At 64.2% G+C, this 23,732-nt stretch carries 17 protein-coding genes, 3 tRNA genes and 3 rRNA genes; 16 read left to right on the top strand and 7 right to left on the bottom strand.

Features of this window, described 5'->3' with window-relative positions; translation table 11 throughout:
• Nucleotides 1-138 precede the first annotated feature (138 nt).
• Complete coding sequence (locus tag C448_RS03465) at nucleotides 139-531, top strand: VOC family protein (protein WP_049916035.1); 393 nt, start codon at nucleotides 139-141, stop codon at nucleotides 529-531.
• A gap of 29 nt (nucleotides 532-560) precedes the next feature.
• On the opposite strand, the gene lipA is transcribed toward C448_RS03465, so the two are convergent.
• Nucleotides 561-1,616 carry a lipoyl synthase gene (gene lipA, locus C448_RS03470; protein ID WP_338034745.1) on the bottom strand — a complete coding sequence of 352 codons (1,056 nt, stop codon included), beginning with the start codon at nucleotides 1,614-1,616 and terminating at the stop codon, nucleotides 561-563.
• Between lipA and C448_RS03475 the strand changes: the two genes are divergently transcribed.
• The 6 genes from C448_RS03475 (at nucleotide 1,604) to C448_RS03500 (ending at nucleotide 8,688) form a co-directional block, all read left to right on the top strand.
• Nucleotides 1,604-2,035: a CBS domain-containing protein gene (locus C448_RS03475; RefSeq protein ID WP_004051926.1), complete on the top strand. Its 432-nt coding sequence runs from the start codon at nucleotides 1,604-1,606 to the stop codon at nucleotides 2,033-2,035. The genes lipA and C448_RS03475 overlap by 13 nt on opposite strands.
• 168 nt (nucleotides 2,036-2,203) lie before the next feature.
• On the top strand, nucleotides 2,204-2,653 hold the full coding sequence (locus C448_RS16885) for a hypothetical protein (protein ID WP_004051927.1): 450 nt from the start codon (nucleotides 2,204-2,206) through the stop codon (nucleotides 2,651-2,653).
• A 197-nt stretch (nucleotides 2,654-2,850) separates the two neighbouring features.
• Complete coding sequence (locus C448_RS03485) at nucleotides 2,851-5,175, top strand: DEAD/DEAH box helicase (RefSeq protein ID WP_004051928.1); 2,325 nt, start codon at nucleotides 2,851-2,853, stop codon at nucleotides 5,173-5,175.
• Nucleotides 5,176-5,233: 58 nt separating this feature from the next.
• The gene (locus C448_RS03490) at nucleotides 5,234-5,962 is read left to right on the top strand and encodes a topoisomerase DNA-binding C4 zinc finger domain-containing protein (protein WP_004051929.1); all 729 of its coding nucleotides are present in this window, start codon (nucleotides 5,234-5,236) and stop codon (nucleotides 5,960-5,962) included.
• A gap of 72 nt (nucleotides 5,963-6,034) precedes the next feature.
• The gene (gene endA / locus C448_RS03495) at nucleotides 6,035-7,060 is read left to right on the top strand and encodes a tRNA-intron lyase (protein ID WP_004051930.1); all 1,026 of its coding nucleotides are present in this window, start codon (nucleotides 6,035-6,037) and stop codon (nucleotides 7,058-7,060) included.
• Nucleotides 7,057-8,688, top strand: coding sequence for a tryptophan--tRNA ligase (locus tag C448_RS03500; protein ID WP_004051931.1), 1,632 nt, complete (start codon nucleotides 7,057-7,059; stop codon nucleotides 8,686-8,688). The genes endA and C448_RS03500 overlap by 4 nt, the downstream gene beginning before the upstream one ends.
• Nucleotides 8,689-8,714: 26 nt before the next feature.
• On the opposite strand, the gene C448_RS03505 is transcribed toward C448_RS03500, so the two are convergent.
• Entirely contained in the window at nucleotides 8,715-9,779 is a 1,065-nt protein-coding gene (locus C448_RS03505) for a ferredoxin--NADP reductase (RefSeq protein WP_004051932.1), read from the bottom strand.
• A gap of 93 nt (nucleotides 9,780-9,872) precedes the next feature.
• Here C448_RS03505 and pheS point away from each other — a divergent pair, with 93 nt between their 5' ends.
• Nucleotides 9,873-11,372, top strand: a complete 1,500-nt coding sequence (gene pheS, locus C448_RS03510; RefSeq protein WP_004051933.1) for a phenylalanine--tRNA ligase subunit alpha — start codon at nucleotides 9,873-9,875, stop codon at nucleotides 11,370-11,372.
• The gene (gene pheT, locus C448_RS03515) at nucleotides 11,372-13,084 is read left to right on the top strand and encodes a phenylalanine--tRNA ligase subunit beta (RefSeq protein WP_004051934.1); all 1,713 of its coding nucleotides are present in this window, start codon (nucleotides 11,372-11,374) and stop codon (nucleotides 13,082-13,084) included. The genes pheS and pheT overlap by 1 nt, the downstream gene beginning before the upstream one ends.
• On the opposite strand, the gene C448_RS03520 is transcribed toward pheT, so the two are convergent.
• Nucleotides 13,085-14,134, bottom strand: a complete 1,050-nt coding sequence (locus tag C448_RS03520; protein WP_004051935.1) for a quinone-dependent dihydroorotate dehydrogenase — start codon at nucleotides 14,132-14,134, stop codon at nucleotides 13,085-13,087.
• 25 nt (nucleotides 14,135-14,159) lie between these two features.
• Nucleotides 14,160-14,357 (bottom strand): hypothetical protein, encoded by a 198-nt coding sequence (locus C448_RS03525; RefSeq protein WP_004051936.1) that lies wholly within the window; start codon nucleotides 14,355-14,357, stop codon nucleotides 14,160-14,162.
• A 184-nt stretch (nucleotides 14,358-14,541) separates the two neighbouring features.
• Between C448_RS03525 and C448_RS03530 the strand changes: the two genes are divergently transcribed.
• The 6 genes from C448_RS03530 (at nucleotide 14,542) to C448_RS03555 (ending at nucleotide 20,946) form a co-directional block, all read left to right on the top strand.
• Nucleotides 14,542-14,853, top strand: coding sequence for a non-histone chromosomal MC1 family protein (locus C448_RS03530; protein WP_004051937.1), 312 nt, complete (start codon nucleotides 14,542-14,544; stop codon nucleotides 14,851-14,853).
• Between the two features lie 707 nt (nucleotides 14,854-15,560).
• A 16S ribosomal RNA gene (locus C448_RS03535) occupies nucleotides 15,561-17,034 on the top strand.
• Nucleotides 17,035-17,182: 148 nt separating this feature from the next.
• A tRNA-Ala gene (locus tag C448_RS03540) sits at nucleotides 17,183-17,254 on the top strand.
• Nucleotides 17,255-17,460: 206 nt separating this feature from the next.
• Nucleotides 17,461-20,396 (top strand): 23S ribosomal RNA (locus C448_RS03545).
• Between the two features lie 131 nt (nucleotides 20,397-20,527).
• Nucleotides 20,528-20,646, top strand: a 5S ribosomal RNA gene (gene rrf / locus C448_RS03550).
• The 16S, 23S and 5S rRNA genes sit together here with 2 tRNA genes alongside, the layout of an rRNA operon.
• A gap of 224 nt (nucleotides 20,647-20,870) precedes the next feature.
• Nucleotides 20,871-20,946, top strand: a tRNA-Cys gene (locus C448_RS03555).
• A 195-nt stretch (nucleotides 20,947-21,141) separates the two neighbouring features.
• Here the strand turns inward: C448_RS03555 and C448_RS03560 are convergent.
• On the bottom strand, nucleotides 21,142-21,519 hold the full coding sequence (locus C448_RS03560; RefSeq protein WP_004051938.1) for a Rid family detoxifying hydrolase: 378 nt from the start codon (nucleotides 21,517-21,519) through the stop codon (nucleotides 21,142-21,144).
• A 104-nt stretch (nucleotides 21,520-21,623) separates the two neighbouring features.
• Here C448_RS03560 and C448_RS03565 point away from each other — a divergent pair, with 104 nt between their 5' ends.
• Nucleotides 21,624-22,622 carry a hypothetical protein gene (locus C448_RS03565; RefSeq protein WP_049916037.1) on the top strand — a complete coding sequence of 333 codons (999 nt, stop codon included), beginning with the start codon at nucleotides 21,624-21,626 and terminating at the stop codon, nucleotides 22,620-22,622.
• Between the two features lie 160 nt (nucleotides 22,623-22,782).
• Here C448_RS03565 and C448_RS03570 read toward each other — a convergent pair.
• Together C448_RS03570 and C448_RS03575 are read right to left on the bottom strand one after the other, a co-directional pair.
• Nucleotides 22,783-22,856 (bottom strand) — tRNA-Lys (locus tag C448_RS03570).
• Between the two features lie 29 nt (nucleotides 22,857-22,885).
• Nucleotides 22,886-23,575, bottom strand: a complete 690-nt coding sequence (locus C448_RS03575; RefSeq protein ID WP_004051940.1) for a DUF7119 family protein — start codon at nucleotides 23,573-23,575, stop codon at nucleotides 22,886-22,888.
• Between the last annotated feature and the right edge of the window lie 157 nt (nucleotides 23,576-23,732).

A 23,732-nucleotide genomic window follows, 5' to 3' on the forward strand; every position in this document is an offset into this window, starting at 1 on the left:
TCGCACACGAAAAACGACGACTTTGTCAATAATCGGGGTTCGTTCGTGAAAATCTGAATCACGAATAGCCGTCGCAGGACGGGCGACGACCACCCGACCGCCCGACGGTTTTTGCGACTCGGCGGCGAACGCCGACGTGTGAAGGCACGACATCTCGATCACGTGAACCTCCGCATTCCGGCCGACGGGGCCGACGCCGCACGGACGTTCTACGGCGACCGACTCGGTTTCGGTATCGAGGACACGCTCTACGAGACGGGCGAGAAACCCTTTCTCGATGCACGGCTGTCGGCGACCGCGGTCGTCCATCTCTGGCCGACCGACGAGTTCGAGCCACCGACGGCGACGAACTTCAACCATTTCTGCGTCGTCGTCGAGGAATCGGTCGAGACGATCAGGGAGCGCCTCGACGAGAAGGGCATCGAGATCGACGACGAACTCGCCGCGCCGCGCGGGGCGACCGGCGAGGCCCCGTCGATCTACGTCGTCGATCCGTTCGGCTATCGGATCGAACTGAAAGAACGCGTCTGAGCGACGATTCGGGCTCGCTCGAACCCCGATCAGACCGACTGCGAGGCCGCCCGCGCCGACCGCCGCGCCCCCTCGACCGACTGTCCCTCCCGCAACACGGCCTCGACGAACAGCTCGCCGGCCTTGTACGACGAGCGGACCATCGGCCCGCTGGCACAGTAGAGAAAGCCCAACTCCTCCTCGGCGACCGTCCGCCACGTCTCGAACTTGTCGGGATGCACGTAGGAGGAGACGTCGAGATGCGAACGCGAGGGCTGGAGATACTGGCCGAGCGTCACGATGTCGACGTCGGCCTCCCTGAGATCGGAGAGCGTGCGATAGACCTCGTGGTCGTACTCGCCGACGCCGAGCATGATCGAGGTCTTGGTGTGGATCTCGGACTCGCGTTCGACCTGTTCGAGCACCGAGAGCGACTGTGCGTAGTTTGCCCGCCGATCGCGGATGGGCCACTGGAGCCGTTCGACGGTCTCGATGTTGTGAGCGATCACGTCGGGACCGGCGTCGATGATCTCCCGGACGAGCTCGGGTTCGCCCTGGAAGTCGGGGATCAGCACTTCGACGAGGATCGAGGGGTCGCGCTCCTTGATCGCCCTGATCGTGCGGGCGAAGTGGGCGGCCCCGTAGTCGTCGAGATCGTCGCGGTCCACGCTCGTCAGGACGACGTACTCCAGACCGATCTCGGCGACCGCGTCGGCGACGTTCGCGGGTTCGTCGGGATCGAGCGCGCTCATCCCGCCGGTCTCGACGTCACAGAAGTTACAGCCGCGTGAGCAACGCTCGCCCATCAGCATGAACGTCGCGGTGCCCGGCCCGTCCCGCCCGGACCAGCACTCGCCCATGTTCGGGCAGTTGGCCTCCTCGCAGACGGTGTGGAGGTCGCGCTCGCGGAGTGTCGCCTTGATCTCGGTGAACTGCTCGCCCGACGGCGGGCGGCTCTTCAGCCACGCCGGTTTGCGCGCCCGACTCATACCGCCCGTCGGGGGTCGCCCGGCAAAAGCGTGCGGTTCGTCGGGTGCGGAGTCGACACGACCAGTACGATTAAGTTGTGGGAACGATACCGCTACACACGACAATGAAAGACACACCCGTGAACGACGTCATGACGACGCCGGTCCGGACGGTCACCGGCGAGACGACGATCGCGGTGGCTGCTCGCGCGCTCACCGACCAGGGGATCGGCTCGCTGATCGTCGGCGAAGAACGCATCGAAGGGATCGTCACCGAGACGGACGTCGTCGGCAGCGTCGCCGAGGGGCTCGACCCGACCGCAACGGCGGTCGCCGAACTGATGTCCGATCCGGTCGTCACCATCCGTCCGACCGACAGCGTGGGCGATGCGGGCGAGCGCATGGGGCAGAACACGGTCAAGAAACTGCCCGTGACCGAAGACGGCGAACCCGTCGGCATCGTCACGACCACCGATCTCGCACATTTCCTCCCCCAACAGCGCGTCGGCATGTCCGTCCAACCCGAGCCCGACGTGGACAAGGGCGAATACGAGTGAGACTTCGTCGTGACGCCGGAGCCGGCGTGTTCTTGCACGTCGGCACTCCCGCGCTCTTTTGGCTATCCTCCCATCACGAGATCACTGGCAGCACACTCCTGTCGGCGAGCGCGTTGCCGCCCACTATGCCGGGAACATCCTGATTACGCCAGCGACGGTAGTGGTCCCATGAGCACGGTGAGTACGGGTCGACTCCGTCGGGGTTGGGAGTATTACCGGCGGTACACGCAGCAGCGGACGGGGATCCACGCGGCGGCGACGGCGGCGCTCACCGGACTCGGGCTGCTCGCGTACTTCGAGCGGTGGTTCGTCGCGGTCGCCATCGTCGCCTATCTCCTCCCGCCGATCTATCTCTATCTCACCGGTGACGATCTCTCCGAGCACGGTCAGTCCCCGGACGATCGCTCGGGCCGACCGGCCGCGACCGGAACCAGCGATATCGATAGCGATGCCGACAGTATCGACAGGGACAGCGATTCCGACGGCATCGACACCGACAGCGATTCGGATGGACACGACACCGATACCGACGGATACGACGGCGATATGGATGCGGACGGGGTCGACGCTGACGCCGATGCGGACGGAGTCGATACCGACTCGGACTCAGACGGCTAGCGAGCCGCCGCTGCGCGCCATGCGGGCGTAAGGAAACGCCTTTGGCCGCTCCAGCCACAGACCAACGCACGTGACTCCCGTCGCCTCATTTCGCCCGCGACGCTCCCGTCCGACCCGATGGGGGCGACGCTCGTGAACGCCGTCGTCTCGCTCCGCTCGCGACGTGCTCGTGGGGATCGTTACCGGGACCAGCCCTCATGAACGTCGCCGAGGCGGTCCCCGAGTTCGCCGACGCGTTCGCCTTCGAGGAGTTCAACCGAATGCAGCGCGAGGCGCTGCCGGCGATTATGAATCGCGACGAGAACGTCGTCGCCAGCGCCCCCACCGCGAGCGGGAAGACCGCCCTCGCCGAACTCGCCATCTGCAAGTGTCTCGCCGCGGACGGCACGTCGCTGTTCATCGCGCCGCTGCGCGCGCTCACCAACGAGAAGGAAAGCGAGTGGGAGCGATTCGAGGATCTGGGCTACTCGGTCTACGTCGTCACTGGCGAGCGTGACCTGAACCCACGCCGTGCCGAGCGCGCCGACATTCTGGTGATGACGCCCGAGAAGGTGGACTCGGCCACGCGAAAACACGACTCGCCCCGGTACGAGTTCATCACCGACGTGGGCTGCTGTGTCATCGACGAGGTCCACCTGCTCGATTCGGAAAACCGGGGGAGCGTGCTCGAAGTCACCATCTCCCGGCTCCGACGGCTCGCGGCCCCGCGCGTCGTCGCACTCTCGGCGACGATGCCCAATGTGAATGAAGTCGCCGACTGGCTCGACGCCGTTCCCGAAACGACCTTCGATTTCGGCCAGGAGTATCGACCCGTCGATCTCGAATCCGGCGTCCGGACCTACACACACGGCGAGAACGCCTTCGCCGACAAATACCGCCGACTGTATCGCGCGCTCGATCTGGCCGAGGAGCATATCCGTGAGGACGGCCAGGCGTTGGTCTTCGTCGCCTCCCGGCAGGACACCGTTCGGGCTGCCGAGAAGGCCCGCGACGAACTCGCCTCGCGGGACGTCCCGATGGGTGCGCGCGGCGATTACGATTTTCATACCGAAACGCAGGTGCTCGAAAACCAGACGCTCCGGAAATCGGCGCTCGACGGCGTCGCCTTCCATCACGCCGGACTGTCGAAATCCGACAAGGACCACGTCGAGCAGTGGTTCCGTGAGGGGAAGATACAGCTCCTCTTTTCGACTTCGACGCTCGCGTGGGGTGTCAACCTGCCCGCACGGTGTGTCGTGATCCGTGACACTAAATACCACGACCCCCTGGAGGGCGAGGTCGACATGAGCCCGCTCGACGTGCTCCAGATGCTCGGGCGCGCGGGCCGGCCGGGCTACGACGACGCGGGTTACGCCTACGTGGTCTGTGACGGCAGCGACGCCGAGAAATACCGAAAACTGCTCCGCGACGGGACGGAGATCAACTCCCATCTCACGGCCGATCTCGACACACATCTCAACGCCGAGATCGCGATGGGCACCATCGACGACGTGCCCGACGTGATGGAGTGGCTCGAAACGACGTTCGCGTTCGTCCGTGCCCGCAGTGCCGACGAGGGTGCGGTCGCGGCGCTCAGGGAACGCGTCCGTGAAGCGCTCTCGACGCTCGACGATCGGGGGTTCGTCGCCATCGAGGGCGACACCGTCTCGGCCACCCCGCTCGGCACGCTCGCGTCGGCGTACTACCTCAGACTGCCGACCGCCCACCGCTTTCACGACCTCGCCGGCACCGACCCGACGACGAGCGCCCTCCTCGATGCGGTCGCTCGAAGCGCGGAGTTCGACAGCGTGAACGCCCGCCGCGCCGAGCGCGACGCCATCGAGAGCGTGCTCGATGGCCACGGCGATCTCGATCCAGGCAGACGAAAGGTGCTGGCCATTCTCGCGTCGAGCACGCGCGCGGCGACGCCGAGCGAGCTCCAGAGCGACGCGTGGGTCATCCGCCAGAACGCCGTGCGCCTGCTCGCCGCGCTGCGGGCCTTCCTCGATCGCTTCGGCTCGGAGTGGGAGGCCAATCGCGCGCGTCGCGCGGCCGCGCGTGTCGAGAACGGGGTGGGCGAGGAGTCGGTCGCGCTCACCGCCATCGACGGCGTCGGCCCGGGCAGAGCGAGCAAACTCGCCGGCGAGGGGATCGAAACGCCCGCCGCCGTCGTCGAATCGGGTGTCGAGGAGCTCGTCGCCGTCGGTCTCACGGAGGGCGTCGCCGAGCGGGTCGTCGAGAGTGCACACGACCTTCCCGTACTATCGATCGATTGGGGTTCGTTCCCCGAACGGATCGCGCGCGGCGAGAACGAACTGTGCGAGGTGACGATCGAGAACGACGGTGACGGCGCGCGCGCCGGGATCCGCGTCTCGGTCAACGACACCGAGATGACGGCGACGAGTTCGTTTTTGGGATCGGAGACCGTGCCGGCCCCGGTCTTCGGCGGTGAGCCGGACACGCTCAAGTTTACCGTCGAAATCGTCTTCCCGGATCTGCCGCTGGCACCGATTACCGAGACGAGAACCGTCTGGGTCGACTGAGACTCCTCTTTCAGCGGCGGGCCATAGGTTCAACTACGAAGCCGCGGCCAGCCGCCCCATGGATGCCATCCGGGTCTTCGCCGGCGACTGCACCATCACCGAGGACGACGAGCGCGAACAGCGCGGCGACGTCGTTGTGGTGATCAAACCCGACGACACCGTGCTGGTCCACGATCGTGACGGCTACCAGCCAGCGGCGTGGCTCACCCGTCCCGAGACGCTCAGCTACGAGGGGACGAGCGGCGGGACGTTCTCGCTGACCGCCACCGATGGCGAGTCATCTCTCCACGTCGTCACCAACGAGGAGCACGGAATCGCGCGCTATCCTGCCTCCGCCGCCGGCGCTCCCGTGGGCGACTGCCCCGACTGCGAGGGCGCGCTCGTCCGCACGAAGGGTGCGGTGACGTGTCTCGACTGTGAGGTGCGCTACGGGCTGCCGGCGGGCGCGGACGTGCTCGATCGGGCCTGTCGCGACTGCGGGCTGCCGACGATGGTCGCCGAGCGCGGGCGCGCGTTCACGCTCTGCATCGACCGCGAGTGCGAGTCACTCGACGACCGAGTGAACGAAGCGTTCGATCACGAGTGGGGCTGTCCGGACTGCGACGGCGATCTCCGCGTCATCCGCAACGGTCAACTCCTCGCCGGCTGCGAGAACTATCCCGACTGTGAGACCGCGTTTTCGATCCCGTCCGGAACCGTCGACGGCGATTGTGAGTGTGGGCTGCCGGCGTTCGATACGAGTAGTGGACGACGCTGTCTCGACGCGACCTGTGAGCGCGCTGGCTGACCCGCTTCGATTTCCACTGGAGGCACCACGGCCGACCGCAGGCGACTTGTCGTCGCGCGACCCGCTGTCGCTATGGAAGGCACGCTCGACGGCGGCGTCGTCCGGGTCGGCGGCGACGCGCGCCAGCGGTTCTACGACTCCAGTGGCTACGGTCGGCCCGACGGGGCGGGCGTCGTGCTCGCGCCGGTCGAGGCCGCCCACCTGCTCTTTCGCGACGATCTCGACGCGGTCGACGGGATGGATCTCGGGAAATTTCTCGCCGCGACCGACTGCGTGGTCCGCTTTCTGGTCTACAAGGACTTCCGCGAGCGTGGCTTCTACCTCTCGCCCGCGCGCGAGGGCTGGGTGGACGCCGACGATACACGAGCGGGTGCGGACCTCGTGGTCTACCCGCAGGGCAACGGGCCGTGGGACGACGAAATCGCCTACCGCGTGCGCGTCGTCGGCGAGCGCGCCGCAGTGTCGGCGAGCGATCTCGGGAGCGTGGTGCTCGCCGTCGTCGACGAGGAGAGCGAGATCACCTATCTCGATACCTCACGCCCCGAAATGGTGGGACACACCGACTACGACCACCCGACCGGCATCGCCGCCGACCTGCTGGAGGATCGAACCGTGCTCTGGAATCCTCCGAAGGATCTCTACGAGCGGGCGTTCTACGGCCAGCGACTCGCCGGGCGTGGGGCCGAGGGTGGTCCGCTCCAGCTCTCGCTGGTCGAGACGGCCTTCCTCGCCCGAGAGGGAGTGCTGGACCTCGACGGTGGAGCCGAAACGGTCGTCGAGCGCGGGCGAGCGGTCGAGGGCGAGCGGTTCGACCGTCGGCTGGCGGTCTACGCGACGCTCCGCTCCGAGGGACTCGTCCCCAAAACCGGGTTCAAGTTCGGCGCGGACTTCCGGACGTACGCGGACGTCGAGTCGGTCGAGAACCTCGGTCATTCGGAGTTCCTGGTGCGCGTGCTTCCCGCCGAATACGCCTTCGGTCCACGCGAGCTCTCACTCGACGTGCGGCTCGCCGGCGGGGTCCACAAGCGAATGGCTTTTGCGCTGACCGACACGAACGGTGACATCGACTGGCTCGCCGTCGAGCGAATCACACCATGACCGATCCACAGCCCACGGACGACCGACGAGCGCCGGACCAGCTACCCCGAACGGATGGTGGCACAGCGACTGGAGCCGACGAGACGACGCTCGACCCGTGGGGATCGTCAACTGTTGCCGACTACCGCAAGCTCTTCGAGGAGTTCGGCATCGAGGAGTTCGACGACGTGCTCCCCGACGTGCCGAGCCCCCACTACCTGATGCGCCGCGGCGTCATCTTCGGCCATCGAGGGTACGATCGCGTCGCGCGCGCGATGGCGAACGACGAGGAGTTCGCCGTGCTCTCGGGCTGGATGCCGACCGGCGATCCACACATCGGCCACAAGCTCGTCATCGACGAGATCGTCTGGCATCAACAGCAGGGTGGCGACGCCTACGCGCTGATCGCCGACATGGAGGCCCACAGCGCCCGCGGGCTGTCCTGGGACGAGATCGCCCGCCACTCCCGGGAGTACCTGCTGAGTCTCATCGCGCTCGGGTTCGATCCCGAGGAAGGCGAGATCTATCGCCAATCGGACAACCGCCCGCTCCAGGATCTCGCCTTCGAGCTCGGCGCGCACGTCAACTTCTCTGAAATGCAGGCGCTCTACGGCTTCGACGGCGGGACCAACGTCTCGCACATGCAGAGCGTCGTCACCCAGATGGCGGACATCCTCTACCCACAGATCGACGAACCGAAACCCACGGTGATCCCGGTGGGGCCGGATCAGGACCCCCACGTCAGGCTCTCACGCGACCTCGCGGCCAGCATGCGCTATTTCAAGGTCAGCGAAGCGTACGCGAGCTTCGAGACCGACAGCGAGGAGCGCGCGCTCATCGGCGAGGCGTACGACGCGCTCTCCGAGAGTACTGATGATCCGGTTCGGTGCGATGAGGCTGCTGATTGGCTTTCTCCGGATATGACTCTCCTCTCGGACTACGGTACCAGTACTGGCGAAAACATCCTTGAACAGGCAGAGGACGAGGTCATCGAGAGCGCGGTCGAGAAACTCCGCGCCGCCGGCAAGGAACCGCTCCGCCCGCGAACCAGGTTCCTCGATCGCACCGCGACCGACGACGCCTTCGAGGCACTCATCGAGGCAATCGAGGGTGAAAAGCGCGTCTACGAGGGTCACATCGACAGTTTCGAACTCTCGCGGGAGGACGCCGAATCGCTCGCGCGCGAGGTCGAACTCGATCACGGTGGCTACGGGTTCGTCGCCCCCTCCTCGATCTATCACCGGTTCATGACTGGCCTCACTGGTGGGAAGATGAGCTCCTCGGTGCCGGCGAGCCACATCAGCCTGCTCGACGACCCTGAGGAAGGCTACGAGAAAGTGAAATCAGCGACCACGGGTGGGCGCGAGACGGCCGAAAAACAGCGCGAACTCGGCGGTCGAGCCGACGAGTGTCCGGTCTACGAACTCTACAACTACCTGCTCGCGGCGGACGACGACGAGTTCGCGATCCGCGTCTACGAGGAGTGCACGAACGGCGAGCGCCTCTGTGGGGGCTGTAAGGAGCAGGCTGCGGAGCTGATGCGCGAGTTCCTCGAAGACCATCAGGAAAAACGCGAGGAAGCGAAGGAAGTGCTGGACGGTCTCGACATCGATCTCGGCTTCGGTGCCGAAACCGAAGCGGCGAACTGACTGCCTACTTCGGCCGATCCGCCCGCTTACCCGTAGCTTTCCTCCTCGTAGTAGAGGTCGGGCACGCCGAGCGGTTCGACGACCTCGCGGACGCTCTCGCACATCGCGCCGATACCGCAGACGTACACCTCGGCGTTTTTCGGGTCGATTCGCGCCTCCACGTCGGTTTTCGTCTCGCTGCCGACGAACTCGGCGACGTCGGGCGGGAGGTCGTCGGTACCGACGCGGTCGGGAGCGAGATATTTGAGCAGGCTGTGCTGGACGTATTCGGTCTCGCCGTCCCAGTCGCCGAGATACTCCTCGCGGCTGCAGGTGAAAACGGGATGGAAGTTCGGGTTCTCGTCGGCGAGAGTGAGGAACTCCTCGCGATAGGGGAGATCGTCCTTCCAGGACGCCCCCAGGAACAGCCAGACGTCGCGTTCGTGACCCTCGAACTCGTCGCGGTCTTCCTCGAAGGTGTACTCGATCATGCTCTTGAACGGGGCCGCGCCCGTGCCGGTGGCGATGAAGACGAGATCGCGTTCGGAGGGGTCCTGGAGCATGAATTCGTCGCCGTAGGGTCCGCGAAGGAACAGTTCGTCGCCTTCGGCGGTTCTGTCGCAGAGGTCGGGCGTGAGCTCGCCGTCGGGCACGCGCCGGATGCAGAGTTCGAGTTCGTCGCGGTTGGGCGAACTCGCGATCGAGTAGACGCGCGGCTCCTCCGCTTCGTAGCTGATGCGCGCGTACTGGCCCGGCACGAACTCGAAGGGTTCCTCGGGACGAAAGCGCAGGCGCAACAGCGACGGATGCTCCCGTTCGGCCCGCCCGCGGAGGGTGTCGACCTTCGACGCCATCGCGTCGGCCATCGATTCCTCACCTGTCGCGGCGAGTTGCTCGATGGCTTCGTCCCACGACTCTCGATCGTCGGCCACGTCGCCAGGCCGATCGTCGACTTCCGCACGTTCGACAAGTGTCTCGCGGTCGGCGTCGAGCACGTTCTCGATCTCGTCGCCACGCTGGCGGTCCATCGCCGCGCGTTCGGTGATGGTGGCCCGCTGGTTTTCGATCTCGGCCTCGTCGGCCTCCGCCTCGGCGATGCGTTTCGGCGACATCTTTCTCGAACCCTCTCGCTCGACGCGGTTAGCTCTTCGGCGGGCTCGGCCCGAGTCGGAACCGTTAGTTGAGCGACCCCGGTAGACGCCTGCATGAAACTCCCGGACGCACAACGCGCCGTGCTCGAAGCCGCGAGCGCGAACGAGGCACGGTCGATCGACCGACTGACTGCCGAGGCCGACTTACCGGACCCGACGGTGGTCGGCGCGACCTTCACTCTCGAAGAGGAGGGACTCGTCACCCTCACCGAGCGCGTCGAGACCGACGCGACGCTCACCGAGGAGGGTCGCGAGTACGCCGACACCGAACTGCCCGAACTGGCGCTTCACGAGGCCGTCGTTGCGGCCGGCGGCGAGACCGATCTCGGCAGCGCGATCGATGAGGCCGGTCTCAACGGCCCGCAGGTCGACATCGCGCTCTCGAATTTCTCCAGGAAAGGGTATGGAACGATCGACAGCGGGCAGATCTCGGCCGCGCCGGACGCGAACCCGACTGATGACCCCGAACGACTGGCGCTCGCGGCGCTCGCCGACGGCGAACCCATCGACGACGAATCGGTGCTCGACGGACTCGCCGGTCGCAACCTCGTCGCGCGCGAGGAGACCACCGTCCGCGAGGTCACGCTCACCGACGACGGCGTCACCGCGCTGATGGAGGGGATCGAAACCACTGACACTGTCGGGGCGCTCACCCCCGAGATGCTCACCACCGGCGAGTGGCGCGACGCCGATTTCGCCGCGTACAACGTCGAAGCCGACGCCGAGCGCGCGCAGGCCGGTCGTCTCCATCCGCTCCGTCGGACCGCAGAACGCGTGACGGACGTGCTCGTCGGGATGGGGTTCGAGGAGATGGACGGGCCCCACGCCGACGCCGAGTTCTGGATCAACGACTGCCTGTTCATGCCGCAGGATCACCCTGCCAGAACCCACTGGGACCAGTTCACGCTTGCCGACCCCGACGCGATCGACGACCTCCCCGACGAACTGGTCGCGGGTGTCGAACACGCCCACCGCGAGGGGGTCGGCCCGGACGGCGACGGCTATCACTCGCCGTGGTCGGCCGACGTTGCCCGACGGCTCTCGCTGCGCGGGCACACGACCTCGCTGTCGGCGCGCCATCTCGCCGGCGTCGCAACTGGGGAGCTGGAACCGCCACAGCGGCTGTTCAGCGTCGAGAAGGTGTATCGGAACGACACCCTCGACGCGACCCACCTGCTCGAATTCTTCCAGATCGAAGGGCTGGTGATGGCCGAGGATCTCTCAGTACGCGACCTGATGGGCACGTTCACCGAGTTCTACGCCCAGTTCGGCATCACCGATCTGGAGTTCAAGCCGACGTACAACCCCTACACGGAGCCGAGCTTCGAGCTGTTCGGCGAACATCCCACCACAGGCGAGCTCGTCGAGATCGGAAACTCCGGACTGTTCCGCCCGGAGATGCTCGACCCGCTTGGCGTCGACTGCGACGTGATGGCCTGGGGGCTCGCGCTCGAACGGCTGCTGATGCTCACACACGGCTTCGAGGACATCCGTGACGTCCACGGGACGCTCGTCGACCTCGACTTCCTGCGGAACGCGGAGGTGGTCTACTGATGCCCGTCGTCGACGTCGATCCCGACGAGCTCAGGCGGTTCACCGGTCACGGGGAGAAGGGCGACGACGAACTGCTCGACGATCTCTTCGAGCTCGGCCTCGAATTCGAGGGCGAGACCGAGGACGGACTGTTTCAACTGGAGTTCGAGGCCGATCGACTGGATCGCCTCTCGGTCGAGGGCGTCGCGCGCTCGCTGCGCTATCAGTACGGCGACGACAGCGGTGTCTACGTCCCGTCGACCAACGACGCCGACTGGACGATTGAGGTCGACGAGAGCGTGCCCGACGAGCGCCCGTACGTCACCGGGGCCGTGATCCGCGGTCTCGATCTCGACGCGGCGGGGCTCGACTCGCTGATCCAGCTCCAGGAGAAGCTCCACGCGACGATGGGTCGCGGGCGCGCGAAGGGCGCGATCGGCATTCACGATCTGACGATGCTGAAGGGTCGATCACGGGTGGAGGGCGGCGAGAACTCGATCAGCTATCGCGGCATCGATCCGGACGGGGAGAGTTTCGTCCCGCTCGATAGCAACGACGAACTCACGCCCGCCGAAGTGCTCACCGATCATCCAATCGGCGAGACGTACGCCCCCCTGCTCGATGGCTACGAGCGTTACCCTGCCATCTACGACGATCTCGGGCTGTTCTCGTTCCCGCCGGTGATCAACGGCCGGCGCACCGAGGTCAACACGGGTAGTCGAGAGCTGTTCGTCGAACTCACGGGCACCGACCAGTGGACGATCGACCGGATGTGCACCATCATCTGCTACGCGCTCGACGCGCGTGGGGCGACGATCGAGCGCGTGAGCGTCGAATATCCCGATCGCACGCTCGACCGCCCTGATTTCGAGACTGACGAAAAGACCGTCACCCATCGGCGCATCGAGCGCGCGCTCGGCATCGACGTCGACGAGCGGGAGGTGATCGATCTGCTCGAACGCGCGGGGCTCGACGCCGAGAGCGACGGCGAGGCTGACGCACTCAGCTATCGCGTTTCGATTCCGCCCTACCGGACCGACGTGCTCCATCCCGTCGACGTGATCGACGACATCGGGCGCGCGTACGGGTTCAACCGTCTGGAGCCGGAGTACCCGGACGTCAGCACCGTCGGTGGCCGCCACGAACGCTCGCGCCATGAGCGGGCGATCCGCGAGACGCTTGTCGGCCTGGGATTCGAGGATCTGCTGAACTTCCATCTCATCGGCGAATCGGTGAACTTCGACCGGATGGGGCTCTCACCGGCCGACGACGCGCTCGGGGCCGCCGAGCCCGCGACCATCGCCGAACCGTACAGCCGTGACTACGAGACCGTCCGCACGTGGGCGCTCCCCTCGCTGCTGATGGTTCTGGAGAACAACACTCACCGGCGCTACCCACAGGAGCTCGCCGAGGTCGGTCTCGCCGCCCACGTCGACTCCGACGAGAACACGAACGTCGCCGAGGAGCGCCGCGTCGCCGGCGTGCTCGCGCGGACCGATGCCTCCTACGAGGACGTGAAAGGGCGGCTGGCGTCGCTCGCGCGCGCGTTCGACGTCGAACTGGCAACACCTGCGACCGACCATCCCTCGTTCATCGAGGGTCGCGTCGCGAGCGTCGTGCTCGACGGCGAGCATGCGGGCGTCGTCGGCGAACTCCATCCGGAGACACTCGTCGAGCACGGGCTGGAGGTCCCCGTCGTCGGTTTCGAGCTTCGTGCCGACGCGCTGCGATAATCAGCGATCCGCGCCGACCGCGTCGGCGACCGATTCGAACCCGTCGCGTTCTATGAGTGCGAGCAGGCCACGGTTGATCTCGCGCGCGATGGCTGGTCCCCGATAGATGAGTCCGGTGTAGAGCTGGACGAGGGATGCGCCGGCCCGGATCTTTCGGTAAGCGTCCATAGCGCTTGAGACGCCGCCGACACCGATCACTGGCATGTCGGTGCGCTCGGCCACGAACCGAACGGTTCTCGTCGCGCGCGATTCGAGCGGTGCTCCCGAAAGCCCGCCCTCCTCGGTTCGGTGTTCACCACGGAGTGACGACGTCCGCTCGGTGGTCGTGTTCGTGGCGATGATCCCGTCGAGGGAGCGTTCTTCGGCGACCGCGATCGCTTCCGCGGTCGCGTCGTCGGTGAGATCCGGCGAGAGCTTCACGAGCAGCGGGTTCGCGCCGGCGTCTTGGAGCGTGCCGAGGATCCGTTCCAGATGCTCGCGGTTCTGGAGATCGCGCAGCCCGGGCGTGTTCGGGCTGGAGACGTTCACGACGAAGTAGTCGCCCGCCGCGCAGCGTTCGTAGGAGTAGCGGTAGTCGGCGGCTGCCTCGTCGAGCGGCGTCGCCTTCGACTTCCCGATGTTGACGCCGACGGGGACACCAACGCGCGCACGCGTGAGCCGGTCGCCGATGCGGTCGGCACCGTGGTTGTTGAACCCCATCCGGTTGACCAGTGCCTCGTCCCCTGGGAGGCGAAAGAGTCGCGGCTGCGGGTTGCCCGCCTGTGGCTCGGCGGTGACGCCACCGACTTCGACATGGCCGAAGCCGAGTTTCGAGAGCCCGCGCGGGACTTCGGCGTTCTTGTCGAAGCCGGCGGCGACGCCGATCGGGTTCGGGAACTCGCAACCGAACATCTCCGTCCGCAGTCGGGGATCGTCGACGGTGTAGCGGGCGTCGAGAGCGCGTTCGAGCGGCGTGTGCTGGACGCCGTCGAGGAGTGCATGAGCCGCTCTGTGGGTGGTTTCGGGCGGGAGGCGGAACAACAGTGGTTTCAGGGCATCGTACGCGCGCATTGGAAAATCGAGTCGTTTGGGCGACTCAGAAGTCGTGCTCGACCTCGTCCTGGTCGGCTTTCTGGATGATGATCTTGTCCTCGCGCACCCGGACGAACACCTCGTCGCCAATGGCCATCCCGGCGACGGCCAGCTCGTCCTCGTGAAGGTTGACGTGGACGTTGTGGTATTCGCCGTCGTCGTCCTTTGCCCCGCTGGGACTCAGTTTCTTTTTCCGTACCATCGCGGAGTCTTGACCGGGGTTCGACGTAGCATACACTTAACGTTACGGTCCGAGCGGCGACCGGATCACTCCCGCCGTCGGTGATCGGCGTTTCGATGGCGGCTCCGATCCGTGTCGACGCCCCGTAGCGGGGGATATATTTATAATGTGGCCTGCGTTGGGTTCGCATGGAGCGATCAAAACCATGGCACGTGATACGGACGGTAAGCGGAACTTCGCACTGCGCGAGAGTGATGGGGAAACGAGCGTCTTCTCGGGACGGACGCCACGGCAGGCGGCGTTGAAGGCTGCTCGCCGGCTCGAACCCGCTGATTCGGAGGACGATGCCGGTCGGGCGGATCTCCGGCTCCGCGAGAAGGGCACGCAGAAGGTCCACATCTACGAGGGCTGGGCGTGGCGCGAGGACGCACCCGACGACAAACCCAACTGGATGCCCGACCGGATCACGGAGGCGAACGTCTCGAAACAGGGCATCGAACATCTCGAAGAGCTGTAGTCCACGAGCGACGAACCGGGCCGACTTTTTGTTCGACGCGCCGACGCCCACATGCGCGGCCAGACATCCGACCCGACCCGACGCACACGCGCGGGATGAACGGTCGACCTCCAGCCGCGCAACAGCTCTTCGAGGACCACACAGTCACAATGATGATAGTTCGCCGCTTTTCGCGACTATTTCGGGAATCTCCCCTTTCGGTAGCAGCAATATTTACTAACTCCGGCATCGAACCCCGCCCGGTATAGCAACACACGAGTTCGGCGTGAACGGGCGACACACGGCGTCTCTTCCGACGGGTTTATCCGTTACCCGGGATTCGAATGGAATGCGAAGGTCGGTTGGAAACGATCGATCGACCGAACGACGATCCGACGCCCTTAAGTGGTACAGGGCACTCGGATGGAATGCAGAAAGAAAGCGACACTCGGGGGCCGTTCAACTCGGCTCTCGCCGGATCGCGGTGGGTGAGGTCGGCTCGCTCACCGGGTCGCCGCTTCGAAGGGTTTATACCCTCGAACGGTGTACGAAGAGATCCGAAGGAGATGAGGATTCCGCCCCTGCGGTCCGCCGTCAAGACGGGATCTGACGTTAGCCCTGATAGTTCGGTGACACCCGGTTCGGTCCGCGGTGTCACGAACGCGAACCCGATAGGTGAACACAACCTTGTGTTCCCGCCTAACCCCCCGAGCCTTCGTGCTCGGGACATTCCGGTTGATCCTGCCGGAGGCTATTGCTATCGGGGTCCGATTCAGCCATGCTAGTTGTACGGGTTTAGACCCGTAGCAAATAGCTCCGTAACACGTGGTCAAACTACCCTCTGGACCGGGATATCCTCGGGAAACTGAGGTCAATCCCAGATACTGCTTTCATGTTGGAATACAGAAAGTCGGAAACGGTCCGCCGCCGGAGGACGTGACTGCGGCCGATTAGGTAGACGGTGGGGTAACGGCCCACCGTGCCGATAATCGGTACGGGTTGTGAGAGCAAGAACCCGGAGACGGTATCTGAGACAAGATACCGGGCCCTACGGGGCGCAGCAGGCGCGAAACCTTTACACTGCACGCCAGTGCGATAAGGGGACCCCGAGTGCGAGGGCATACAGTCCTCGCTTTTCGTGACCGTAAGAAGGTCTCAGAATAAGAGCTGGGCAAGACCGGTGCCAGCCGCCGCGGTAATACCGGCAGCTCGAGTGATAGCCACTATTATTGGGCCTAAAGCGTCCGTAGCCGGCCGAACAGGTCCGTCGGGAAATCCACCCGCTCAACGGGTGGACGTCCGGCGGAAACCAGTCGGCTTGGGGCCGGGAGACCAGAGAGGTACGTCCGGGGTAGGAGTGAAATCCTGTAATCCTGGACGGACCACCGGTAGCGAAAGCGTCTCTGGAGAACGGACCCGACGGTGAGGGACGAAAGCTTGGGTCTCGAACCGGATTAGATACCCGGGTAGTCCAAGCTGTAAACGATGCTCGCTAGGTGTGGCGTTGGCTACGAGCCAGCGCTGTGCCGTAGGGAAGCCGAGAAGCGAGCCGCCTGGGAAGTACGTCCGCAAGGATGAAACTTAAAGGAATTGGCGGGGGAGCACTACAACCGGAGGAGCCTGCGGTTTAATTGGACTCAACGCCGGACATCTCACCGGCACCGACAGTGTGCAGTGACAGTCAGTCTGATGGGCTTACTTGAGCCACTGAGAGGAGGTGCATGGCCGCCGTCAGCTCGTACCGTGAGGCGTCCTGTTAAGTCAGGCAACGAGCGAGACCCGCGTCCCTAATTGCCAGCAGCAGCCTTGTGCTGGCTGGGTACATTAGGGAGACTGCCGTCGCTAAGACGGAGGAAGGAACGGGCAACGGTAGGTCAGTATGCCCCGAATGTGCCGGGCGACACGCGGGCTACAATGGCCGAGACAGTGGGACGCTACCCCGAGAGGGGACGCTAATCTCCTAACCTCGGTCGTAGTTCGGATTGCGGGTTGAAACCCACCCGCATGAAGCTGGATTCGGTAGTAATCGCATTTCAGAAGAGTGCGGTGAATACGTCCCTGCTCCTTGCACACACCGCCCGTCAAATCACCCGAGTGAGGTCCGGATGAGGCCGGCGCAACGCCGGTCGAATCTGGGCTTCGCAAGGGGGATTAAGTCGTAACAAGGTAGCCGTAGGGGAATCTGCGGCTGGATCACCTCCTACAGACCGGGATCGGGCCGACGGCCCGACCCATTTGCAACTGTGTTCGCGTTCGTGACTCGCGGTGCCGACCGGGCACCTACGAACTATCAGGGCTGACAGCAAACACGAGCCTTCCGTGGCAGTCGGCCTGCGGAAAAACGGAAGGCGGGCCCATAGCTCAGTGGGAGAGTGCCTCCTTTGCAAGGAGGATGCCCTGGGTTCGAATCCCAGTGGGTCCATCCGTCGACTCGGACGAACCGAGTCCCTTAAGTGGGTCTCGGGGATATGTTCGAGTCCGACCGAACCGATGCACCACCCCGTGCAAGCGTGGGTGGGAAGGGTTGAGACGTGCCTCGTGACACTCGGGCGCGTCCATGAGACTGTGTGTACGTGCGATCCAGGCGTCCACTGGACCCGTTCAGCGGGTTCATGGATTCTGATTAGAAGACCGTGGCTACTATGCCAACTGGTGAATAGCTCGGCTCGAGTGCCGATGAAGGACGTGCCAAGCTGCGATAAGCTCAGGGGAGCCGCACGGAGGCGAAGAACCTGAGATTTCCGAATGGGAATCCCCACCGCAATTGCTTCGCGCAATGGGGAACGCCGGGAACTGAAACATCTCAGTACCGGCAGGAAGAGAAACCGAATGGGATGTCGTTACTAACGGCGAGTGAACGCGACACAGTCCAAACCGAAGCTTACGGGGCTTTGCCCCACGAGCAATGTGGTGTTCGGACTGACTCTCAGCACCGGATCGTCTGTGTGAAGTCTCCTGGAACGGAGCGTGAGACAGGGTGAAAACCCCGTAACACAGACCAGTACGGTGTGCGTCAGCTCCAGAGTATCGGGGGTTGGATATCCCTCGTGAATATGGCCGGCATCGACGGCCAAGACTAAACACATCTCGAGACCGATAGTGAACAAGTAGCGTGAGCGAACGCTGAAAAGCACCCCACAAAGGGAGGTGCAATAGGGCTTGAACTCAGTTGGCGATCGAGCGACGGGGCATAAAAGGCGTCTTAGTGAACGACCCGGGGGCGACCCCGCAGTAGCAACCGAGACGAGCCGATGTTCCGTCGTGCGTTTTGAAAAACGAGCCAGGGAGTGTGTCTGCTTGACGAGTCTAACCCGAGCATCGGGGAAGGCATAGGGAAACCGACATGGCCGCAGTGCGTTCTACGTACCAGGGCCGCCGTGTTCAAGCGCGGGGAGTCGAGCGGACACGACCCGAATCCGGACGATCTACACGATGGCAAGGTGAAGCGTGGCGAAAGCTGCGTGGAGGCCTGTTAGGGATGGTGTCCTACAATACCCTCCCGTGACCAGTGTGTAGGGGTGAAAGGCCCATCGAGTCCGGCAACAGCTGGTTCCGACCGAAACATGTCGAAGCATGACCTCCGCCGAGGTAGTTCGTGGGGTAGAGCGACCGATTGGAGGGACCGACTCCGAGAGGAGTCGGCCCTCCTGTCGAACTCCGAACCTACGAACGCCGTCGACGCGGGGAGAGCGGTGTGCGGGGTAAGCCTGTGCACCATGAGGGAGACAACCCAGAGCTTGGTTGAGGTCCCCAAGTGTGGACTAAGTGCGATCGAAGGTGGTTCCGAGCCATAGACAGCCGGGAGGTGAGCTTAGAAGCAGCTACCCGCTAAGAAAAGCGTAACAGCTTACCGGCCGAGGTTTGGAGCGCCGAAAATGATCGGGGCTCAAGTCCACCACCGATACCTAGCGGCGCACTGTATAGTGCGATCCAGTAGGTCGGCGCTCCGTTTGGGTGGAAGTACGGGCGAGAGTTCGTATGGACCGAACGGTGACGATAATCCTGGCCACAGTAGCAGCGGTAGTCGGGTTAGAATCCCGACGGCCTCACGGACAAGGGTTCCTCGGCAATGTTCGTCAACCGAGGGTTAGCCGGTCCTCAGTCTTACCGCAGTTCGAGTAAGACGAATCGGGAAACTGGTTAATATTCCAGTGCCCGCGTGCAATCATGCCGACGCCTCGGGGTCGACCGAGCCGGGCACTCGCCCGGTCGAATCACCAAAACTCGTGGAAGCCGTAACGGCACGAAGCGGGCGAACGGTGAGATAGAGAAATTCGGTCCAACCTGGGGCCCGTGAAAAGGCGCACGCGGTCCGTACCCAGATCCGACACAGGTGTCCGTGGCGGCGAAAGCCAAGGCCTGTCGGGGACAACCGACGTTAGGGAATTCGGCAAGTTAGTCCCGTACGTTCGCAATAAGGGATGCCTGCCTCGGAATGAGGCAGGTCGCAGCGACTCGGACGCTCCAACTGTCTAATAACAACACAGGTGACCGCAAATCCGCAAGGACTCGTACGGTCACTGAATCCTGCCCAGTGCGGGTATCTGAACACCCGGTACAACGGGACGAAGGACCCGTCAACGGCGGGGGTAACTATGACCCTCTTAAGGTAGCGTAGTACCTTGCCGCTTCAGTAGCGGCTCGCATGAATGGATGAATGAGAGCGTCACTGTCCCAACGTTGGGCCCGGTGAACTGTACGTTCCAGTGCGGAGTCTGGAGACCCCCAAGGGGAAGCGAAGACCCTATAGAGCTTTACTGCAAGCTGTCGCTGGGACACGGTCGCTAGTGTGCAGGATAGGTAGGAGTCGTCACGCAGGCACCCGCGCTAGCGGGCCGCCGAGACACCACTGAAATACTACCCACTAGTGACTGTGACCCTTACTCCGGGAGGAGGACACCGGTAGCTGGGCAGTTTGACTGGGGCGGTACGGGCTTGAAAAGATATCGAGCCCGCCCGAAGATCACCTCATCCGGGTCGGAGACCCGGAATAGAGCGCAAGAGCAAAAGGTGGTCTGACAGTGTTCTCTCCAACACGAGAACGCTGACGCGAAAGCGCGGTCTAGCGAACGGATGAGCCTGCTTGATGCGGGCCATTTACGACAGAAAAGCTACCTTAGGGATAACAGAGTCGTCACCCGCAAGAGCACATATCGACCGGGTGGCTTGCTACCTCGATGTCGGTTCCCTCCATCCTGCCCGTGCAGCAGCGGGCAAGGGGGAGGTTGTTCGCCTATTAAAGGAGGTCGTGAGCTGGGTTTAGACCGTCGTGAGACAGGTCGGCTGCTATCTATTGGGGGTGTCATGGTACCTGACGGGAACGATCGTATAGTACGAGAGGAACTACGATTGGTCGCCACTGGTGTACCGGTTGTCCGAGAGGGCACGTGCCGGGCAGCCACGCGACACGGGGTAAGAGCTGAACGCATCTAAGCTCGAAACCCACCCGGAAAAGAGGTACCGCCGAGGTCACTCGTAGAAGACGAGTTCGATAGACTCGGGGTGTACGCGCCGAGGCAACGAGGCGTTTAGCCCGCGAGCACTAACAGACCGAGCCACATCAGTCATATCGCATTGGAATCCGTCCTGCTGGACGGGTCCAGGCGCTAACTGGATCGCACGTCATATATCACATACCCGAACGCATCGGCCACCGATCGTCGGCGTTACGCGGTTCGATTCCGCGGATCGGCATTAAGGCGGCCACAGCGGCGGGGCGACTCCCGTACCCATCCCGAACACGGCAGATAAGCCCGCCAGCGTTCCAGCGAGTACTGGAGTGTGCGAACCTCTGGGAAAACTGCCTCGCAAGAGGGGCCAAGTGTGAGCCCAGGAGCGCAATCGGTAGTACACGCAGGGTCCGTCCCGGTGGAACCCGAGACCGCTCCGTTACAACGGCTCATAACTAGTGGTTCGCCGCCTCCCATTCATACTTCGAGCTACCCTTTTCGGTAGCTCACTCATCATCACTCGCGGAGTGGCAACGCTCGGTAGCAAACCGCTACCGTTATGCCAGTCAGTCCAGTAGTCCCGACTGCGCCAAGGTGGCAGAGTCCGGCCTAACGCAGCGGCCTGCAGAGCCGCCCATCGCCGGTTCAAATCCGGCCCTTGGCTTCACACGCACCATTTGTTTGCAGCTCGAAAGACCCACTGTCAAGGATTTCACTATCTCGCCGTCTGTGTTGTATCAGCCGATTCGTCGGTGATCGAGTCCGTTCTCGTCGTCAGCCTACGCTATTGCGGTTAGCAGTACGAATAGTCTCCAAAAAAAAATCGAACCGATAGCGGCGGCTCTCGACCAGCAGTCCGTTACTGCGAGGCGATGGCTTCGATCTCGACGCCGATGCCCTTCGGGAGATCGCCAACGGCGAAGGCGCTTCTGGCGGGCGGCTCGTCGTCGAAGACGTCGCCGTAGGCCTCGTTCATCTCGTCGAAATCGTCGATGTCGGCGAGGAAGATGGTGGTTTTGACCACGTCGTCCATGTCGAGTCCTTCCTCGGCGAGGACGGCCTCGATGTTCGCGAGGCTCTGTTCGGTCTGGGTCGCGATCGATTCGTCGGCGAGGGAGTCCCCGTCGGCGGTGAAGGGGAGCTGTCCCGCGGTGAAGACGAGCTCGTCGGTCGTCGCTCCTTGGCTGTACGCGCCGACGGCCGCCGGTGCGTCGTCGGTCGAGATGATTCGTTTCACGTGTCCGTCATCCATCCGATGTGAGTTAATGGCTTTGGTTGCCGTCCCGCGCGGTCCTCCGGCGAAAAGCAACGATTATACCACCGGCAATGTTTCTGGCGAACATGCAACGACGGGCTGCGGCGATCTACGTCGTCTTCTTCGTCCTCGTCGCCGTTGGAGCGTTTTCGCTGACGACGGTGGCGCAGGAGCCGTCGGTATCGGTCGCGGGACAGAACTACTCGCAGGGCGATACCCTCTCGGCCGGCGGCATGGAGTGGACGGTCAACGTCAACGACGGCGAAGGCAACGTCTCGCGGGTCAACGAATCGGCGCGGTTCACCACGTCGATCGCGAACAACTCGTCGCTGCTCTTCGCGAACGGCGAGTATCGCCCCGCTCCGAACGGTTCGGGCGGCGGTGCCGGAACCGGTACCGGTAGCCCCTCGCCAAGTGCGACGGGTACGCCCGGTGGCTCGGGAACCAGTCTTGCGACCGGTGAGTCGGCCAGCAACGACTCCGCGACGCGATTCCGTGTCGTCATCTCGAACGCTACGGCCGGCAACGCTTCGGGCGGGAACGCGTCCGGTGGCAACGCCTCCGGCAACGCGACCAACGTCTCGTCGTTCACCCTTCGTCAGGAGTTCATGACGAGCCAGCGCCTGCGGCAGGACCCGTCGGTCGCCGACGTGGCGCTGACCGGCGAGAACGGTACGCAGTACGTCCGCTACCGTAACGGGACGACCCAGCCCCTCGACGAGTATCTCCCGACGCCGGCGGTTCGGAACGTCTCGGTCGGTGACTCGTTCCCGTACGAGAACAACTCGTCGAGCGTCGCAAGCGTCAACACCAGCGGCGCGACGCTCGCGTGGGAAGGCAATCTGACCCGCTCGACGGAGCTGAAGGACGGCGAGAACGCGACGATCGGCGGAACGACGTACGTCGCGCAGTTCCCGACCAACAGCTCGGTCACGCTCTCGCAGAACGTCTCGGGCTATCAGGCCGAGCAGTCGAAGCTGGACGAGTTCAACAACCGTATCCTCGGCCTCTGGGGGATCGTCATCATCAGCCTGTTCGCCGCCATTCTCATCGTTGCGCTGGCGTATCTGCCGATCAGAGGCTAACCCGGCGCTCCGCCGCAGGTTTCGTTTCGGTATCGATCGATATTTCGTGCGACGGAATCGCTTCGTCATCGTAATCTCTGTACTCGCCATGCTCAGTCCGCTTTGTCGCTCGAACCGTCAGCGTTCGCTGTTGGATTCTCATTGTCGTTCGGCAGAACAGCGGGCTGGGAGGGATTCGAACCCCCGACCGTCTGGTTAAAAGCCAGACGCTCTGCCTAACTGAGCTACCAGCCCTCGCTTCGGCTGAGGGCGGCGGCCGTAAATCAGTACCGTTCGGCGGTTGTGGGGTCGGTCGGCTGCTCGTTGAGCGCCTCCGCGACCAGTACCGCGGGATCGACGCCTTCCCGTGCGGCCTGGCGTCTGAGATCGGTGTAGGTCTCTCGCGGGAGGCGCAGCGTCATCTCGCCGAGGGTGACGTCGTGGGCGTCGAGCACCGCCTCGGGATCGGTGCCGGCGTTGATCGCGCTCGCGACCGATCGCACCTCGCGGACGGTGAGATCGCCATCGAGTACGGCCCACGCGAGGAGATAGCGGGATCGGTCGGTGACGCGTGCGATGTGCTTGGCCGCCGTCGGAGCGATGTCGCCGGTGGCGACGTACTGGCGGATCGGTCGCGGCAGGTCGTGGACGCGCGCCCACTTCCGAATGAACGAGACCGTGACGCCCTCGTCGGCTCGCTCGGCGGCCGCCTTGTAGGAGCCCTCGCCGCGGACGAGTGCGGCACAGGCGGCCGCCCCGCGGAGCATGTAGACGCTGTCGGCCGCCCCGATCGAATCGTCGGCGAAGCGTTCGACGATGTCGGCGGCACGACTGAGGCTGTCGGGATCGTCCGGATCGAACTGGACGGCTTGCTCGGCGTGTTCGCCGGCGAAGGCCGGATCGCCCCGGACGACCGGTTGGCCGACGGGTGACTCGCGATCGGTCGGCCCGTCGGGTGCGTCGTCGGGGGTCATACTCCATGTGAAACGGCAACGGACAAAAGCACCTCGCCGTGTGACTCCGCCACGCTCAGTCGTCGCGCTGCTCGGAGAGGTGTTCCCAGATCTCGGTGCAGCCACAGCCGTCCGCGACATCGTCGAGGTGGTCGGTCGCCGGCTCCTCCTCTTCGCG

It is taken from the genome of Halococcus morrhuae DSM 1307 (assembly GCF_000336695.1).
GTDB lineage: Archaea > Halobacteriota > Halobacteria > Halobacteriales > Halococcaceae > Halococcus > Halococcus morrhuae.

Coding starts and splice junctions, on each gene's coding strand:
- C448_RS03520 (WP_004051935.1), bottom strand. CDS start 14,134: ATGCGCGCGTACGATGCCCTGAAACCACTGTTGTTCCGCCTCCCGCCC.
- C448_RS03475 (WP_004051926.1), top strand. CDS start 1,604: ATGAAAGACACACCCGTGAACGACGTCATGACGACGCCGGTCCGGACG.
- C448_RS03565 (WP_049916037.1), top strand. CDS start 21,624: ATGCAACGACGGGCTGCGGCGATCTACGTCGTCTTCTTCGTCCTCGTC.
- C448_RS03485 (WP_004051928.1), top strand. CDS start 2,851: ATGAACGTCGCCGAGGCGGTCCCCGAGTTCGCCGACGCGTTCGCCTTC.
- C448_RS03500 (WP_004051931.1), top strand. CDS start 7,057: ATGACCGATCCACAGCCCACGGACGACCGACGAGCGCCGGACCAGCTA.
- C448_RS03490 (WP_004051929.1), top strand. CDS start 5,234: ATGGATGCCATCCGGGTCTTCGCCGGCGACTGCACCATCACCGAGGAC.
- pheT (WP_004051934.1), top strand. CDS start 11,372: ATGCCCGTCGTCGACGTCGATCCCGACGAGCTCAGGCGGTTCACCGGT.
- C448_RS03525 (WP_004051936.1), bottom strand. CDS start 14,357: ATGGTACGGAAAAAGAAACTGAGTCCCAGCGGGGCAAAGGACGACGAC.
- C448_RS03505 (WP_004051932.1), bottom strand. CDS start 9,779: ATGTCGCCGAAACGCATCGCCGAGGCGGAGGCCGACGAGGCCGAGATC.
- C448_RS03575 (WP_004051940.1), bottom strand. CDS start 23,575: ATGACCCCCGACGACGCACCCGACGGGCCGACCGATCGCGAGTCACCC.
- endA (WP_004051930.1), top strand. CDS start 6,035: ATGGAAGGCACGCTCGACGGCGGCGTCGTCCGGGTCGGCGGCGACGCG.
- C448_RS03530 (WP_004051937.1), top strand. CDS start 14,542: ATGGCACGTGATACGGACGGTAAGCGGAACTTCGCACTGCGCGAGAGT.
- pheS (WP_004051933.1), top strand. CDS start 9,873: ATGAAACTCCCGGACGCACAACGCGCCGTGCTCGAAGCCGCGAGCGCG.
- C448_RS16885 (WP_004051927.1), top strand. CDS start 2,204: ATGAGCACGGTGAGTACGGGTCGACTCCGTCGGGGTTGGGAGTATTAC.